The 15915-nt window shown below is 74.4% G+C and carries 10 protein-coding genes; 7 read left to right on the top strand and 3 right to left on the bottom strand.

Annotated elements, in window-relative coordinates:
• Positions 1-203: 203 nt before the first annotated feature.
• The 3 genes from IF73_RS0101670 to IF73_RS0101660 form a co-directional block, all read right to left on the bottom strand.
• Positions 204-1664, bottom strand: a complete 1461-nt coding sequence (locus IF73_RS0101670) for a glutamate synthase subunit beta (RefSeq protein WP_031002612.1) — start codon at positions 1662-1664, stop codon at positions 204-206.
• Positions 1657-6231, bottom strand: a complete 4575-nt coding sequence (gltB, locus tag IF73_RS0101665; RefSeq protein WP_031002609.1) for a glutamate synthase large subunit — start codon at positions 6229-6231, stop codon at positions 1657-1659. Before gltB ends, IF73_RS0101670 begins: the two co-directional genes overlap by 8 nt.
• A 558-nt stretch (positions 6232-6789) precedes the next feature.
• Positions 6790-7518 carry a VIT1/CCC1 transporter family protein gene (locus IF73_RS0101660; RefSeq protein ID WP_031002608.1) on the bottom strand — a complete coding sequence of 243 codons (729 nt, stop codon included), beginning with the start codon at positions 7516-7518 and terminating at the stop codon, positions 6790-6792.
• Between the two features lie 278 nt (positions 7519-7796).
• On the opposite strand from IF73_RS0101660, the gene IF73_RS0101655 reads away from it, so the two are divergent.
• From IF73_RS0101655 to IF73_RS0101625, 7 genes are read left to right on the top strand one after another with little or no spacing between them, the layout of a single operon-like run.
• Positions 7797-8789: an ADP-ribosylglycohydrolase family protein gene (locus IF73_RS0101655; RefSeq protein ID WP_031002607.1), complete on the top strand. Its 993-nt coding sequence runs from the start codon at positions 7797-7799 to the stop codon at positions 8787-8789.
• Positions 8786-10321, top strand: coding sequence for an ADP-ribosylglycohydrolase family protein (locus IF73_RS0101650; protein ID WP_031002606.1), 1536 nt, complete (start codon positions 8786-8788; stop codon positions 10319-10321). Before IF73_RS0101655 ends, IF73_RS0101650 begins: the two co-directional genes overlap by 4 nt.
• Entirely contained in the window at positions 10302-11453 is a 1152-nt protein-coding gene (locus tag IF73_RS0101645; RefSeq protein ID WP_031002605.1) for an ADP-ribosylglycohydrolase family protein, read from the top strand. The genes IF73_RS0101650 and IF73_RS0101645 overlap by 20 nt, the downstream gene beginning before the upstream one ends.
• Positions 11450-12913, top strand: coding sequence for an ADP-ribosylglycohydrolase family protein (locus IF73_RS0101640; RefSeq protein ID WP_078867904.1), 1464 nt, complete (start codon positions 11450-11452; stop codon positions 12911-12913). Before IF73_RS0101645 ends, IF73_RS0101640 begins: the two co-directional genes overlap by 4 nt.
• Positions 12910-13830 (top strand): ribokinase, encoded by a 921-nt coding sequence (rbsK, locus tag IF73_RS0101635; protein WP_031002600.1) that lies wholly within the window; start codon positions 12910-12912, stop codon positions 13828-13830. Before IF73_RS0101640 ends, rbsK begins: the two co-directional genes overlap by 4 nt.
• On the top strand, positions 13827-15062 hold the full coding sequence (locus IF73_RS0101630; RefSeq protein WP_031002598.1) for a CaiB/BaiF CoA transferase family protein: 1236 nt from the start codon (positions 13827-13829) through the stop codon (positions 15060-15062). Before rbsK ends, IF73_RS0101630 begins: the two co-directional genes overlap by 4 nt.
• The gene (locus IF73_RS0101625) at positions 15059-15898 is read left to right on the top strand and encodes an HpcH/HpaI aldolase/citrate lyase family protein (RefSeq protein WP_051716479.1); all 840 of its coding nucleotides are present in this window, start codon (positions 15059-15061) and stop codon (positions 15896-15898) included. Before IF73_RS0101630 ends, IF73_RS0101625 begins: the two co-directional genes overlap by 4 nt.
• Positions 15899-15915: the final 17 nt, after the last annotated feature.

Raw genomic sequence — 15915 nt, 5'->3', positions numbered from 1 at the left:
GTGGGGGCGGTGGCCGAGGGGGAGCCCCGGCGGGCTCGTCCTGGAGGACGGGCGGGGCGACGGGACGGTTCCGCCGCGTCCCGCCGGGGCGGCGTTCGGGGGCGGGCGCCACGACGCCCGCCCCGGGTGTCCTTGGTCGGGGACGGTGGGGCGGGCGTCGTTCGGTTCCGTACGCCGTTGTACGGGACGTTCGGTGGGGCCCGTCAGACCAGCAGGGACCGGTCCGTCGGGCGGATCGGGGCCGGCAGGGAGCTGGCGCCGGTGAGGTAGCGGTCGACGCCGCGGGCGGCCGAGCGGCCCTCGGCGATCGCCCAGACGATCAGCGACTGGCCGCGGCCGGCGTCGCCGGCGACGTACACGCCGTCGACGTTGGTGGCGAACTCGGCGTCGCGGGCGATGTTGCCCCGCTCGTCGAGCTCGACGCCGAACTGCGCGACCAGGCCGTTCTGGACGTCGGTGCCGGTGAAGCCCATGGCGAGGGTGACCAGCTGGGCGGGGATCTTCCGCTCGGTGCCGGGCTTCTGGGTCAGCTTGCCGTCGACGAACTCGACCTCGACGAGGTGGAGGTACTGGACGTTGCCGTCCTCGTCGCCCTCGAAGTGGGTGGTGGAGACGGAGTAGACCCGCTCGCCGCCCTCCTCGTGCGCCGAGGTGACCTTGTAGAGCATGGGGAAGGTCGGCCAGGGCTGGTTGGCGTTCCGCTCCTCGCCCGGCTTCGGCATGATCTCCAGCTGGGTGACGGAGGCCGCGCCCTGGCGGTGGGCGGTGCCGACGCAGTCGGCGCCGGTGTCGCCGCCGCCGATGACGACGACGTGCTTGCCCTCGGCGCTGATCGGCGAGGCCACGAAGTCGCCCTCGACGACCTTGTTGGCGAGCGGCAGGTACTCCATCGCCTGGTGGATGCCCTTGAGCTCGCGGCCCGGCACCGGCAGGTCGCGGGCGGTGGTGGCGCCGGCGGCGACCACGACCGCGTCGAACCGCTTGCGCAGGTCGGTGGCGGTGATGTCGCGGCCGACCTCGACGCCGGTGCGGAACTTGGTGCCCTCCGCGCGCATCTGCTCGATGCGGCGGTTGATGTGCCGCTTCTCCATCTTGAACTCGGGGATGCCGTAGCGCAGCAGGCCGCCGATGCGGTCGGCGCGCTCGTACACGACCACGGTGTGGCCCGCCCGGGTCAGCTGCTGGGCGGCGGCGAGGCCGGCCGGGCCGGAGCCGACGACCGCGACGGTCTTGCCGGAGAGGCGCTCGGGCACCTGCGGCTTGACGTCGTTGGCGTCCCACGCCTTGTCGATGATGGAGACTTCGACGTTCTTGATGGTGACGGCCGGCTGGTTGATGCCGAGCACGCACGCCGACTCGCACGGAGCCGGGCACAGGCGACCGGTGAACTCCGGGAAGTTGTTGGTGGCGTGGAGGCGCTCGGACGCCGCCGACCAGTCCTCGCGGTAGGCGTAGTCGTTCCACTCGGGGATGAGGTTCCCGAGCGGGCAGCCGTTGTGGCAGAACGGGATGCCGCAGTCCATGCAGCGGCCGGCCTGCTTGCTGATGATCGGCAGCAGGGAGCCGGGGACGTAGACCTCGTTCCAGTCGCGGACGCGCTCCGCGACGGGACGGGTCTCGGCGACCTCGCGGCCGGTGGTGAGGAAGCCCTTCGGGTCAGCCATGGGTCGCCGCCTCCATCATCTTCTCGGTGGTCTCCCGCTCGGAGAGACCGGCGAGCTCAGCGGCGTCCTTGGCGGCGAGCACTGCCTTGTACGTGGTCGGGATGATCTTGCTGAAGCGGCTCACCGCCGCGTCCCAGTCGGCCAGGAGCTTCTCGGCGACGGTGGAGCCGGTCTCCTCCTGGTGGCGGCGCACGACGTCGTGCAGCCACGCCTTGTCGGCGTCCGACAGGGCCTCGACCGCACCCTGGTTGCCGGAGTTGACGTTGCTCGGGTCGAGGTCGATGACGTAGGCGACGCCGCCGGACATGCCCGCCGCGAAGTTGCGGCCGGTCTCGCCGAGGACGACCGCCGTGCCGCCGGTCATGTACTCGCAGCCGTGGTCGCCCACGCCCTCGGAGACGACCAGGGCGCCGGAGTTGCGGACGCAGAACCGCTCGCCGGTGCGGCCGCGCAGGAAGAGCTCGCCGCCGGTGGCGCCGTACGCGATGGTGTTGCCCGCGATGGTGGAGTACTCGGCCAGGTGGTCGGCGCCCCGGTCGGGGCGGACGATCACGCGGCCGCCGGAGAGGCCCTTGCCGACGAAGTCGTTGGCGTCGCCCTCCAGGCGGAGGGTCACACCGGACGGCAGGAAGGCGCCGAAGGACTGGCCGGCGGAGCCGGTGAACGTGAGGTCGATGGTGTCGGCCGGGAGGCCGGCGCCGCCGAACTTCTTCGTCACCTCGTGGCCGAGCATGGTGCCGACCGTGCGGTTGATGTTGCGGATCGGGACCTGGGCGCGGACCGGCTGGGCCTCCTCCGCGGAGGCGGCGTTCAGCGCCTCGGCGGCGAGCTGGATCAGCTCGTTGTCGAGTGCCTTCTCCAGGCCGTGGTCCTGCTCGACCAGGGCGTGGCGGACCGCGCCCTCGGGCAGCTCCGGCACGTAGAAGAGCGGCTCCAGGTCGAGGCCCTGCGCCTTCCAGTGCGAGACGGCGCGGCTGGTGTCGAGCAGCTCGGCGTGGCCGACGGCCTCCTCGATGGAGCGGAAGCCCAGCTCGGCGAGGAGCTCGCGGACCTCCTGCGCGATGAACTCGAAGAAGTTGACGACGTACTCGGCCTTGCCGGAGAAGCGGTCGCGCAGCACCGGGTTCTGGGTGGCGATGCCGACCGGGCAGGTGTCGAGGTGGCAGACGCGCATCATGACGCAGCCGGAGACGACGAGCGGCGCGGTGGCGAAGCCGAACTCCTCGGCGCCGAGCAGCGCGGCGATGACGACGTCGCGGCCGGTCTTCAGCTGGCCGTCGGTCTGGACGACGATCCGGTCGCGCAGGCCGTTGAGCAGCAGGGTCTGCTGGGTCTCGGCGAGGCCGAGCTCCCAGGGGCCGCCCGCGTGCTTCAGCGAGGTCAGCGGGGAGGCGCCGGTGCCGCCGTCGTGGCCGGAGATCAGGACGACGTCCGCGTGGGCCTTGGACACGCCGGCCGCGACCGTGCCGACGCCGACCTCGGAGACCAGCTTCACGTGGATGCGGGCCGACGGGTTGGCGTTCTTCAGGTCGTGGATCAGCTGGGCCAGATCCTCGATGGAGTAGATGTCGTGGTGCGGCGGCGGCGAGATGAGGCCGACGCCGGGCGTCGAGTGACGCGTCCTGGCGACCCACGGGTAGACCTTGTGGCCGGGCAGCTGGCCGCCCTCGCCGGGCTTGGCGCCCTGGGCCATCTTGATCTGGATGTCGTCGGCGTTGACCAGGTACTCGGAGGTGACGCCGAAGCGGCCGGAGGCGACCTGCTTGATCGCGGAGCGGCGCGCCGGGTCGTACAGGCGCTCCGGGTCCTCGCCGCCCTCACCGGTGTTCGACTTGCCGCCGAGCTGGTTCATGGCGATGGCGAGGGTCTCGTGCGCCTCCTGGGAGATGGAGCCGTACGACATGGCGCCGGTGGAGAACCGCTTGACGATCTCGGAGACCGGCTCGACCTCGTCGATGGAGATCGGGGTACGGCCCTCGGTCGCGAAGCCGAACAGGCCGCGGAGCGTCATCAGGCGCTCGGACTGCTCGTTCACCCGGTCCGTGTACTTCTTGAAGATGTCGTACCGCTTGTTCCGCGTGGCGTGCTGGAGGCGGAAGACGGTCTCCGGGTCGAAGAGGTGCGGCTCGCCCTCGCGGCGCCACTGGTACTCGCCGCCGATCTCCAGGGCGCGGTGCGCGGAGGCGATGCCGGTGGCCGGGTACGCCTTGGCGTGCCGGGCGGCGACCTCCTTCGCGACGACGTCCAGGCCGGCGCCGCCGATCTTGGTGGCGGTGCCGTTGAAGTACCGGGCGACGAACTGCTCGTCGAGGCCGACGGCCTCGAAGACCTGGGCGCCGCGGTAGGAGGCGACCGTGGAGATGCCCATCTTCGACATGACCTTGAGGACGCCCTTGCCGAGGGCGTAGATCAGGTTGCGGATGGCCTGCTCGGGCTCGATGTCCGACAGGAAGGTGCCCGCGCGGAGCAGGTCCTCGACGGACTCCATGGCGAGGTAGGGGTTGACCGCCGCGGCGCCGTAGCCGATGAGCAGGGCGACGTGGTGGACCTCGCGGACGTCGCCGGCCTCGACCAGCAGACCCACCATGGTGCGCTGCTTGGTGCGGATGAGGTGGTGGTGGACGGCCGCGGTGAGCAGCAGCGACGGGATCGGCGCGTGCTCGGCGTCGGAGTGCCGGTCGGAGAGGACGATCAGGCGGGCGCCGCCCTCGATCGCCGCGTCGGCCTCGGCGCAGATGGCGTCGATGCGGGCGGCGAGGGCCTCGCCGCCGCCGGAGACCCGGTAGAGGCCGGAGAGCGTGGCGGCCTTCATGCCCGGCATGTCGCCGTCGTGGTTGATGTGGATGAGCTTGGCGAGCTCGTCGTTGTCGATCACCGGGAAGGGCAGGGTGACCGAGCGACAGGAGGCCGCGGTCGGGTCGAGCAGGTTGCCCTGGGGGCCGAGGGAGGAGCGGAGGCTCGTCACGAGCTCTTCGCGGATGGCGTCCAGCGGCGGGTTGGTGACCTGCGCGAAGAGCTGGGTGAAGTAGTCGAAGAGCAGCCGGGGGCGCTCGGAGAGGGCCGCGATCGGCGAGTCGGTGCCCATGGAGCCGATCGGCTCGGCGCCGGTGCGGGCCATCGGGGCGAGGATGACGCGGAGCTCTTCCTCGGTGTAGCCGAAGGTCTGCTGGCGGCGGGTGACCGAGGCGTGGGTGTGCACGATGTGCTCGCGCTCGGGGAGGTCGGAGAGCTCGATCTCCCCGGTCTCCAGCCACTCGGCGTACGGGTGCTCGGCGGCGAGGCCGGCCTTGATCTCGTCGTCCTCGATGATGCGGTGCTCGACGGTGTCGACGAGGAACATCTTGCCGGGCTGGAGGCGGCCCTTGCGGACGACCTTGGCGGGGTCGATGTCGAGGACGCCGACCTCGGAGGAGAGGACGACGAGGCCCTCGTCGGTGACCCAGTAGCGGCCGGGGCGCAGGCCGTTGCGGTCGAGGACCGCGCCGACCTGGACGCCGTCGGTGAAGGTGACGCAGGCGGGGCCGTCCCAGGGCTCCATCATCGTGGAGTGGTACTGGTAGAAGGCGTGCCGCGCGGGGTCCATGGAGTCGTGGTTCTCCCACGCCTCGGGGACCATCATCAGGACGGCGTGCGGCAGCGAGCGGCCGCCGAGGTGGAGCAGCTCCAGGACCTCGTCGAAGGAGGCGGTGTCGGAGGCGTCCGGGGTGCAGATCGGGAAGATCCGGTCCAGGCCCTTGCCGGTCCTGCTCTCGCCGAAGACGTCGGTGGCGAGCTGGGCCTCGCGGGCGGTCATCCAGTTGCGGTTGCCCTTGACCGTGTTGATCTCGCCGTTGTGGGCGACGAAGCGGTACGGGTGGGCGAGCGGCCAGCTCGGGAAGGTGTTGGTGGAGAACCGGGAGTGGACGAGGGCGATGGCGGAGGCCAGGCGCCGGTCCGACAGGTCCGGGAAGAAGGGCTCCAGCTGACCGGTGGTGAGCATGCCCTTGTAGACGATCGTGCGGGCGGAGAGCGACGGGAAGTACGTCGCGGCCTCGCGCTCGGCGCGCTTGCGGAGCGCGAACGCCTTGCGGTCCAGGGCGATGCCGGTGGACTCGCCGTCGGTCACGAAGACCTGGCGGAAGGCCGGCATGGTGGAGCGGGCGGTGGCGCCGAGCAGGCCGGGGGCGACGGGGACCTCGCGCCAGCCGAGGACGGTGAGGCCCTCGTCGGCGGCGAGCGCCTCGATCGCGGCGGCGGTCTCGTCGGCGCTGTCGACGGGGAGGAAGGCCGTGCCCACGGCGTACGCGCCGGCCTCGGGCAGCTCGAAGCCGGTGACCTCGCGGAAGAACGCGTCCGGGACCTGGAGCAGGATGCCGGCGCCGTCACCGGAGTCGGGCTCGGAGCCGGTGGCGCCGCGGTGTTCGAGGTTGCGCAGTACGGTCAGCGCCTGCTCGACCAGCGCGTGGCTGGCCACACCGGTGAGGGTGGCCACGAACCCGACACCGCAGGCGTCGTGTTCGTTACGGGGGTCGTACATGCCCTGGGGGGCGGGGCGACCGTCCATGGGCGACCAGGCGTCGGAACGCATCGGCTCTCCCGTCGTCGTCGTGGCATATGCAGATGCCGAGGGACGACGTTGGCCCTCCGCGAAATTTCGTGCAGGTTACATGATGGCGTGCTTCTCGCCTAGCGGATAGCTCGTTCCAGCATGCGGACACCTCCGACACGGAGCGGTGGTGTGCGTTCACCTGTTCTCTCTGGGTGCGGGGACAGTGACTGCACCGTGACTGATCCGCGGGGGACGGAGCCGTACCGGCTCGTCCGGGCAGGGCCTCATTGCCCCACGACGCTTCAGCCTCTTTCCCGTTGGTCACGGGTTCGAAACCGCCGAGTAACCGGCTACATATGTGGCGTCCTGCATAGTGTCTCACCGCCGCGCGGATTGCGACCAGGGATATTCGTCACAGCGAGAATGCGGCCTACGCCCCTTTTTGTCACCCCGAAAAGCCCGAAAGGCCCCGTGCGGGGGCCTCTCGGGCTTCTGCGGAGGTACGGATTCCGTTCCGCCGGTCCCGCGGGAAAACGGGAGGTCACGGCAGCGGGAGCGGCCTCCCGGGCGGCCCTCGTGAGGGCCGCCCGGGACGGGCTAGACGGCCGCGCCGATGAGCATGCCGAGTCCGTACGTGACGGCCGCGGCGGCGCCGCCGAGCACCAGCTGGCGCAGGCCGCTGAACCACCAGCCGCGCGCGGTGACCCGGGCGACCAGCGCGCCGCAGCCGAAGAGGCCGATCAGGGCGAGCAGCACGGCCGGCCAGAGCGCGGTCGCGCCGAGCAGGTACGGCAGCAGCGGCAGCAGCGCGCCCAGTGCGAAGGAGCCGAAGGACGAGACGGCGGCGACGAGCGGCGACGGCAGGTCGTCGGGGTCGATGCCCAGCTCCTCGCGGGCGTGGATCTCCAGCGCCTGCTCGGGGTCCCGGGAGAGCTGCATCGCGACCTCGCGGGCGAGCGCGGGCTCGACGCCGCGGGAGGCGTAGAGGGCGGCCAGCTCCTCCATCTCGTCGATCGGGTGCTTGCGCAACTGGACGCGTTCCACGTCCAGTTCGGCCTGGACGAGCTCGCGCTGCGAGGCGACGGAGGTGTACTCGCCGGCCGCCATCGAGAAGGCTCCGGCCGCGAGCCCGGCGAGTCCGGTGACGACGATCGTCTGCGAGGAGACCGCGCCGCCCGCCACACCGGTCATGAGGGCGAGGTTCGAGACCAGGCCGTCCATCGCGCCGAAGACGGCGGGCCGCAGCCAACCGCCGTTGACGTCACGGTGGGTGTGGTTGTCGCGGTGGGCCTCGTGCAGCGGTGCCTGGGCTTCGATGATGGACATGGCTCTCCCCTCGTTCCGGCGGGCCGGGTCGTACCCGCCGCCCCCCAACACCCTCGAAAATACGCGCGATGTAAGGGGCCCGCCAGCAAGGCAGGCCGTACTTAGTAAGGCCCGCCTCAGTGTGGTGACCCTTCCCTGACCTTCCGTCATGCCCCGCCGCCCCACTGACAGACGGGTGACAGAAGCCGTCCACCGGCGAGTCGTCCGCCCGTCGTGGCACAGATCCAGGCGAAGGGGTACCGCCGAAGAGGTGCGGGCACCGAGGAAGGGGCGCGGAGATGGTGACCACGACATGCGACACCAGGGAACGGGCGAGGGGGGCGCTGCTCGGCCTCGCCGTCGGCGACGCGCTCGGCGCCCCCGCCGAGAACATGAAGCCCTCCGAGATCCGCCGCAGGTGGGGGCGGATCGAGGGCTTCCTGACGGACCGTCCGGCCGGCACCGACGACACCGAGTACGCGATCTTCTCGGCGCTGCTGCTCGCCCGGCACGGCTCGGCGCTCACCGTCGCCCACGTCGAGCGGGCGTGGCACCGCTGGATCGCCGACCTCGACGAGGGCCCCTTCCGCGGCGCGGGCTTCTCCGAGCGCGGCACCCTGGAGAACCTCCGCCGGGGCCTGGCGGCCCCCATCTCCGCCCAGCACCGGCACGCCTGGTCGGACGGACTGGCCATGCGGGCCGCGCCCTTCGGCGTCTTCGCGGCCGGCCGCCCGGCGGAGGCGGCCCGGCTCGTCGCCATCGACGGCAGCGTCAGCCACGAGGGCGAGGGCATCTACGGCGGCCAGGCGGTGGCGGCGGGCGTCGCGGCGGCCATGTCCGGCGCCGGCGTCACGTCCGTCATCGCGGCGGCCCTCTCGGTGATCCCCATGGACTCCTGGACGGCCCGCTCGCTGCGGCGGGCGGTGGTCGCGGCGCAGCGCGTCCAGCCGGACCCGCTCACCCGCGAACGCCAGGTCCGCTCGGCGGTCGTCATCGGCGGCTACCCGTGGACCGACCTGGCCCCGGAGGCCGTCGGCCTCGCCTTCGGCGCCTTCGCGGCGGCCCGCGGCGACTTCCGCACGGCGGTCCTGACGGCCGTGAACATGGGCCGCGACGCCGACACCACGGCGGCGGTGGCCGGCGCGCTGGCCGGCGCGGCGGGCGGCCTGACCGCCATCCCCGAGGAGTGGGCCACCGCCATCACCCCCGTGACCGGCAGCTGCCTCCCCACCATGCGCGGCTACCACGTCCTGGACGTGGCCGACCTCCTGACCGAAGAGGACCCCCGATGAGCGCCGACCTGACCACGACCGAGCCGGCGCCCCCGGCCGGCTCGCCCGCCCCCGCCACCCCGGCCGCCGACACCCGTTCCGCACCCGCCGTGGGCCGTCGTTCCGCGGGGCGTGGGGGTCCCCCCTCCGGGGGAGGGTGGGCCCAGCCCCCGATGGCGGGCGCCGCTCCGGCGACCGACGCGCCGCTGGACCTCCCCCCGGTGCCGGGCGCCGACGCGCAGCTCCTGACCCCGCTGGACCCGGCCCCCGTGCCGGGCGCCGACGCGCAGCTCCTCGCCCCGCTGGACCCCGACCCGGCACCACGCGCCGCCGCCCAGGCCCCCGCGCCACAGGCCACGGGGACCTGGGGCGCGCCCCAGGAGGCCCCACGGTCCGCGCCGCCGCGCAGGGCGGACCGCGAGAGGATCGAGGGCCTCCTCCTCGGCCTCGCCGCGGGCGACGCCGCCGGCTGGCCCGCCGCACGCCACCGCGCCGCCCGCATGCCCGAGTGGACCCGCCGCCTCACCCGCGAACTCGACACCTTCGCGGAGCAGAACGCGACGACCACCCTCCCCGTCCCCATCGCCCTGAACCAGCCCCCCGAGCCCCTCCGCCTCGGCCCCTCCGACGACGCCGAGTGGGCGGCCTTCACGGCGGAGGCGGTCCTGGCCGCCGGCGGCCCGCTCTTCGCCGCCCTCCCCCGCGAGCGCCGCCTCCGCGCCGCCGTCGACCTCGCCTGGAACCACCTCGCGGGCCAGGTCGCGGCGGCCGCCGACCGTGCCCCCGAGATCGAGTCCGCCGTCCTCCCGCTGCGCGCCCGGATCTCGGTCCGGGCCGGCCTCGGCAACCTGGCCACCGGTCTGCGCCCGCCCGCCACCGGCCACGACAACCCGCACTACTTCGACGACGCCGCCTGCGTCCGGGCAGCGGTCCTCGCCGTCGTCCACCCCGGCGACCCGCGCGCCGCCGCCGAACTCGCCGAGTTCGACGCCCGGTACACCCAGGACGGCGACGGCGTGCACGGCGCCCGCGCCACCGCGGCGGCCGTCGCGGCGGCCCTCGGCGGCGCCGACCCCGACACCGCCGTCGAGGCCGCGCTCGCCGAACTCCCGCCCGTCACCGAGATCGGCCGCAACGCCCGGCACGCCGTGAAGCTGGCCCGTACCGCCGACTCCGCCTTCGAACTGGTCCCGCTCCTGGAGCACCAGATCGTCGACCACGTCTACAGCTACGGCATCGCCGCCGCCGAGACCGTCCCGGTGGCCCTCGCGCTGACCGTCGCCGCGCGCGGCGCGATGACGGCCGCGGTCCCGGCCGCGGCCTGCCTCTCCCGGGTCGCCGACTCCGCGCCCGCCCTGGCCGGCGCGCTCACCGGCGCGCTGGGCGGCGGCCGTTCGGTCCCGGCGAGCTGGCGGGACGCCTGCCGGACGCTGTCCGGCTGCGCGCTCCCCCGGCTCGCCGGCACGGACCTGGTGGAACTCGCCGGGCTGCTGGGAACCACGGAACCGGCCCCGCCAGGTGGACAATTCCGACATGACACCCACACTGGATGACCGGATCACCGGAAGTCTCCTCGGTGCCGCCGTGGGCGACGCCCTCGGCGGCCCCGTGGAGGGGTACACCCCCGAGCAGATCGCCGAACGCCACGGCGGCCGCGTCACCGGCGTCGTCGGCCCCTGGAACGGCGACTCCTGGCGCACCGCCCGCCCCATCGCCCCGTATCACAAGGGCGACGGGCACGTCACCGACGACACCCTGATGACCCACGCGCTGATCCGGGTGTACGAGAGGGTCCGCGACCACCTCGACGCGTACGCCGTCGCGGACCACCTCGTCCCCGAACTCATGGGCACCCCCGTGTGGATCCCCGAACTGGAGGCGGAGGCCCTCCCCCTCCAGCGGATCTTCCTCGCCGAGAAGTGGATCGTCGCCCGCCTCCACTACGGGCACCACGACCCCCGCGAGGCCGGCACCGGAAACATCGTCAACTGCGGCGCCGCGATGTACATGGCCCCGGTCGGCCTGGTCAACGCGGCCGACCCGGACGGCGCCTACGCCGAGGCGATCGACGTCGCGGGCGCCCACCAGTCCTCGTACGGCCGCGAGGCGGCGGGCGTCTTCGCGGCGGCGGTCGCGGCGGCCTGCGTCCCCGGCGCCGGCCCGCGCACGGTCGTCGACACCGTCCTCGGCCTCGCCAAGGACGGCACCCGCGCCGCGATCGAGGCAGTCGCCGAAGTCGCCGACCGGCACCGCGACTTCGAGACCGCGCTCGTACCGCTCCGCAAGGCGGTCGCCCCGTACGACTCCGTCGGCCCCGACTACCGCAACCCCGGCCTCGGCGCCCGCCGCCCCTCCCGCCTCCACTCCATCGAGGAACTGCCGATCGCGCTCGGCATGCTCCTGGTCGGCGAGGGCGACTACCGCCGTACGGTCCTCGGCGCGGTCAACTACGGCCGCGACTGCGACTCCATCGCCACCATGGCGGGCGCGATCGCCGGCGCCCTGCACGGCGAGGCGGCCGTCCCCGCGGACTGGGCGAAGCGGGTGGCGGAGGCCAGCCGCCTCGACCTGCACGCCCCGGCGCGGTCCCTGACCGCCGTCGCCCACGAGGTCTTCGCCCGCGACACCGCCCGCCGCCGCGCCCACGAGTCCGCCCGCGCCGCCCTCACGGACCCGTCCCGATGACGGACACCACCCTCAGCCACCCGGCCCACCCCCCGGGCACCAGAACCGGGGCGTCGGGCGCCGAGGTCCGGGCCGGGGGCCGGCCGGAGGCCGCCACCGTGCGCCTCACCTGGGTGCAGCCCGAGGACCTCGTCGGGCACGAGCTGCGCCAGGCGGCCGAGGACGGGCGGGACGCGCGGGAGATCGCGGCGCGCTGGTACGCGGCCGGCGGGGACCCCGCACCGCCCGCCGCAGGCGCCTCGCCCGTCCCCCGGCCCGAGCTGCGGCCGCTCGCCGAGGAGCTGCTCGACGAGCTGGCCGCCCTCCCCTCGCCCCTCGCCCCCGACGAACCCACCGGCCTCGACGCGATCACCGCCGCCTGCCCCGACCGGCCCGCCCCGCTCCCCGGCGCCACCGAGGACCCGGCCCTCCGCGACCGCCTGCACGCCGCCTGGCTCGGGCGGGCCGCCGGGTGCCTGCTCGGGAAGCCCGTCGAGAAGCTGCCGCTCGACGCGATCCGCGCGCTCGCCCGGGCCGCCGGGAACTGGCCGCTCGACGACTGGTTCACCGCCCGCGGGGTGCCGCCGGAGCTGCTGGCCGCCCACCCCTGGAACCGCCGCTCCGCCGCCACCTCGCTCGCCGAGACCATCGACGGCATGCCCGAGGACGACGACCTCAACTACCCCCTCCTCGCCCTGCTCCTCCTCCGCCGCCACGGCCGCGGCTTCACCACCGCCGACGTGGCCCACCTCTGGCTCGACGAACTCCCCGCCGGCCGCACCTTCACCGCCGAGCGGATCGCCTACCGCAACCTCCTGGACGGGATCGAGCCACCGCTGACCGCCGTCCGCCGCAACCCCTTCCGGGAGTGGATCGGCGCCCAGATCCGGGCCGACGTCCACGGCTGGACCCACCCCGGCGACCCCGCCGCGGCCGCCGCCCAGGCCCACCGGGACGCGGTCCTCAGCCACACCGGCAGCGGCGTCCACGGCGCCCTGTTCGTCGCCGCCACCGTGGCCGCCGCCGCGGGCGGCACCGCCGACGTCCACCGGGCGCTCGCCGCCGGACTCTCCGTCGTCCCGCCCCGCTCCCGGCTCGCCGAGGCCGTCCGGTACGGCATCGCCGCCGCCCGCGCCACCCCCACGTTCGACACCGTCGTGGACCGGCTGCACGCCCGGTACGGCGGGTACCACTGGGTCCATGCCGTGCCGAACTCCGCGCTCCTCGCCGCCGCCCTCACCCACGCCGACGGCGACTTCACCCGCTCGATCTGCGCGGCCGTCTCCGGCGGCTGGGACACCGACTCCAACGGCGCCACCGCCGGCTCGGTCGCCGGCCTCCTCGCCGGCCACCCGGCCCGGCTGCCGGACCGCTGGACCTCCCCCCTGAAGAACCGGCTCGCCACCTCGGTGCCGGGCTTCGACGGCACCGGCTTCGACACCCTCGCCGACCTGACCCACCTGGAGGCAGTACGCCCATGACCAGCATCGTGGTGCTCGGGAGCACCAACATGGACCTCGTCGCCTACGTGGCGAAGGCCCCGGCACGCGGCGAGACCGTCACCGGCCGCGCGTTCCGCACGATCCCCGGCGGCAAGGGCGCCAACCAGGCGGTCGCCGCCGCCCGCGCGGGCGGCGAGGTCGCCCTGATCGGCGCGGTCGGCGCCGACGACTTCGGCTACCGGCTCCGGGACGTCCTGGAGCACTCCTCCGTCGACACCGACCTGCTCCGCACCGTCGAGGGCCCGTCCGGCACCGCGCACATCGTCGTCGACGACGAGGGCGGCAACGCGATCGTCGTCGTCCCCGGCGCCAACGCCACCGTCACCTCCCTCACCGCCGGCGACGAGGCCCTGATCGCCTCCGCCCAGCTGCTCCTCCTCCAGCTCGAACTCCCCCTCTCCGTCGTCGTCGAGGGCGCCGCCCACGCCCACGACCGCGGCGTCCGCACCGTCCTCACCCCGGCGCCGGCCCAGCCGCTGCCGCCCGAACTCTTCGACGTCACCGACCTGTTGGTGCCCAACGAGCACGAGGCCGTCGCGCTCACCGGCCGCACCGACCCGCACGCCGCCGCGCTCGCCCTCCTCGACGCGGTGCCCGAGGTGGTCGTCACCCTCGGCGCGGCCGGCTGCCTCTACGTGGCACGCGGCGCGGAACCGCTCACCGTGCCCGCCCCCCGGGTGCGGGCCGTCGACACCACCGCCGCCGGCGACACCTTCGTCGGCGCCCTCGCGGTCGCGGTCGCCGAGGGCCTGCCGATGCCGGAGGCCCTCACCCGGGCCGGCACGGCCGCCGCGCTCTCCGTCCGGCGCGAGGGCGCCTCGACCTCGATGCCGTACCGCACCGAGATCGACGCGGCCCTCGACACCCCCGAGTCCCTGGAGGCCGATCCCGTATGACCACCCCCACCGCGCCCCCCGCCCCCGCCTCTCCCCCCGCCGCGAAGGTCCCGCCGCTCCAGGGGCTGCGGGTCCTCGATCTGGCGACGCTCTTCGCCGGGCCGCTGGCCGCCATGATGCTCGGCGACTTCGGCGCCGACGTCGTGAAGGTCGAGCACCCCCGCAAGCCCGACCCGTCCCGGGGCCACGGCCCGGCCAAGGACGGGGTGGGCCTGTGGTGGAAGGTCCTGGGCCGCAACAAGCGGACCGTCACCCTCGACCTGTCCACCCCCGGCGGCCGGGACGCCCTGCTCCGGCTGGCCGCCGACGCCGACGTGATCGTGGAGAACTTCCGCCCGGGCACCCTGGAACGCTGGGGTCTGGGCTGGGAGGAGCTGTCCACGGTCAACCCCCGGCTCGTCCTCGCCCGGGTCACCGGCTTCGGCCAGTTCGGCCCGTACGCCCACCGCCCCGGCTTCGGCACCCTCGCCGAGGCGATGAGCGGCTTCGCCGCCATCACCGGCGAGCCGGAGGGGCCGCCGACCCTGCCCCCCTTCGGCCTCGCCGACTCGATCGCCGCCCTCGCCACCGCGTACGCGGTGATGACCGCGCTCACCGCGAGGACGACGACCGGCCACGGCCAGGTCGTGGACATGGCCATCATCGAACCGATGCTCTCCGTCATCGGCCCCCACCCCCTCTGGTACGACCAGCTCGGCTACGTCCAGCCGCGCACCGGCAACCGCTCCCGCAACAACGCCCCCCGCAACACCTACCGGACCTCCGACGGCTCCTGGGTGGCCGTCTCCACCTCGGCGCAGTCCATCGCCGAACGCGTGATGCGCCTGGTGGACCGGGCCGAGCTGATCGACGAGCCGTGGTTCGCCGACGGCTCGGGCCGGGCCGCGCACGCCGACGTCCTCGACGAGGCGGTCGGCTCGTGGATCGCCCGCCACACCCGCGACGAGGCCATGGCCGCCTTCGAGAAGGCGGAGGCGGCGATCGCCCCGGTCTACGACGTCCGGGACGTCCTCGCCGACCCCCAGTACCAGGCGCTCGGCACGGTCACCGAGGTCCCCGACCCGGAGCTCGGCCCGATCCGGATGCAGAACGTGCTCTTCCGGCTCTCCGAGACCCCGGGCGGCATCCGCTGGGCCGGCCGCCCGCACGGCGCCGACACCGACGAGGTCCTGACGGCGGCCGGCCTCACCCCGGCCGAGATCGCCGCCCTGCGCGCCCAGGGGGCGGTATGAGCGCCCCGGGCGCCGTGGACGGCCTGCGGCACCGGGGCCGCAGACTCCCCCTCACCTGGCTGTACGCCCCCGGCGACCGCCCCGACGTGGTCCGCAAGGCGCTCGGCTCCGGCGCCGACGTGGTCATCGTCGACCTGGAGGACGCGGTCGCCCCGGACCGCAAGGCGTACGCCCTCGACGCCACCGTCGATCTGCTCTCCGACGCCCACCCCGTCCCGGTGCACGTCCGCATCCACACCCCGCGCGACATCCCCGTCCTGGCCTCCCTCCCCGGCCTCGGCGGTCTCCGTGTCCCCAAGGTGACACACGCCACTGACATCCACCGGATCAGCGAGCTCGCCCCCGGTCTCCCGCTCTACCCGCTCCTGGAGAACGCCCTGGCCGTGGAGCAGGCGTACGCCATCGCCACCGCCCACCCGGCCGTCCGCGGCCTCTCCCTCGGCGAGGCCGACCTCCGGGCCGACCTGGGGGTGCGCGACGACAGCGGCCTCGACTGGCCGCGCAGCCGGGTCGTGGTCGCCGCCCGGGCGGCCGCGCTGCCGCCGCCGGTCCAGTCGGTCCACGCGGACGTCGCCGACCTCGACGCGCTCGCCGCCGGCTGCGCCCGGGGCCGGGCGCTCGGCTTCCTCGGCCGGGCCGCGATCCACCCCCGGCAGCTCCCGGTGATCGAGCGGGCCTATCTGCCGACCGCGCAGGAGGTCGACGCGGCCCGCGAGGTGGTGGCGGCGGCCACGGCCGACCGGGGCGCGCTGGCCCTGGCGGACGGCCGGTTCGTGGACGCGGCGGTGGTGGCGGGCGCCCACCGGGTCCTCGCCCTCGCGGAGCGCGCCGGCTGATCCGCGCCCGGACACGC

Source organism: Streptomyces sp. NRRL F-5727 (genome assembly GCF_000719555.1).
Classification (GTDB): domain Bacteria; phylum Actinomycetota; class Actinomycetes; order Streptomycetales; family Streptomycetaceae; genus Streptomyces.
This window is presented reverse-complemented; position numbering and strand designations above follow the sequence as displayed.

What these genes read in the sequence shown, in the direction of transcription:
- IF73_RS0101630 (WP_031002598.1), top strand. Translation starts at nt 13,827, where the DNA reads ATGACCACCCCCACCGCGCCCCCCGCCCCCGCCTCTCCCCCCGCCGCG.
- gltB (WP_031002609.1), bottom strand. Translation starts at nt 6,231, where the DNA reads ATGCGTTCCGACGCCTGGTCGCCCATGGACGGTCGCCCCGCCCCCCAG.
- IF73_RS0101625 (WP_051716479.1), top strand. Translation starts at nt 15,059, where the DNA reads ATGAGCGCCCCGGGCGCCGTGGACGGCCTGCGGCACCGGGGCCGCAGA.
- IF73_RS0101670 (WP_031002612.1), bottom strand. Translation starts at nt 1,664, where the DNA reads ATGGCTGACCCGAAGGGCTTCCTCACCACCGGCCGCGAGGTCGCCGAG.
- IF73_RS0101640 (WP_078867904.1), top strand. Translation starts at nt 11,450, where the DNA reads ATGACGGACACCACCCTCAGCCACCCGGCCCACCCCCCGGGCACCAGA.
- IF73_RS0101645 (WP_031002605.1), top strand. Translation starts at nt 10,302, where the DNA reads ATGACACCCACACTGGATGACCGGATCACCGGAAGTCTCCTCGGTGCC.
- rbsK (WP_031002600.1), top strand. Translation starts at nt 12,910, where the DNA reads ATGACCAGCATCGTGGTGCTCGGGAGCACCAACATGGACCTCGTCGCC.
- IF73_RS0101655 (WP_031002607.1), top strand. Translation starts at nt 7,797, where the DNA reads ATGGTGACCACGACATGCGACACCAGGGAACGGGCGAGGGGGGCGCTG.
- IF73_RS0101660 (WP_031002608.1), bottom strand. Translation starts at nt 7,518, where the DNA reads ATGTCCATCATCGAAGCCCAGGCACCGCTGCACGAGGCCCACCGCGAC.
- IF73_RS0101650 (WP_031002606.1), top strand. Translation starts at nt 8,786, where the DNA reads ATGAGCGCCGACCTGACCACGACCGAGCCGGCGCCCCCGGCCGGCTCG.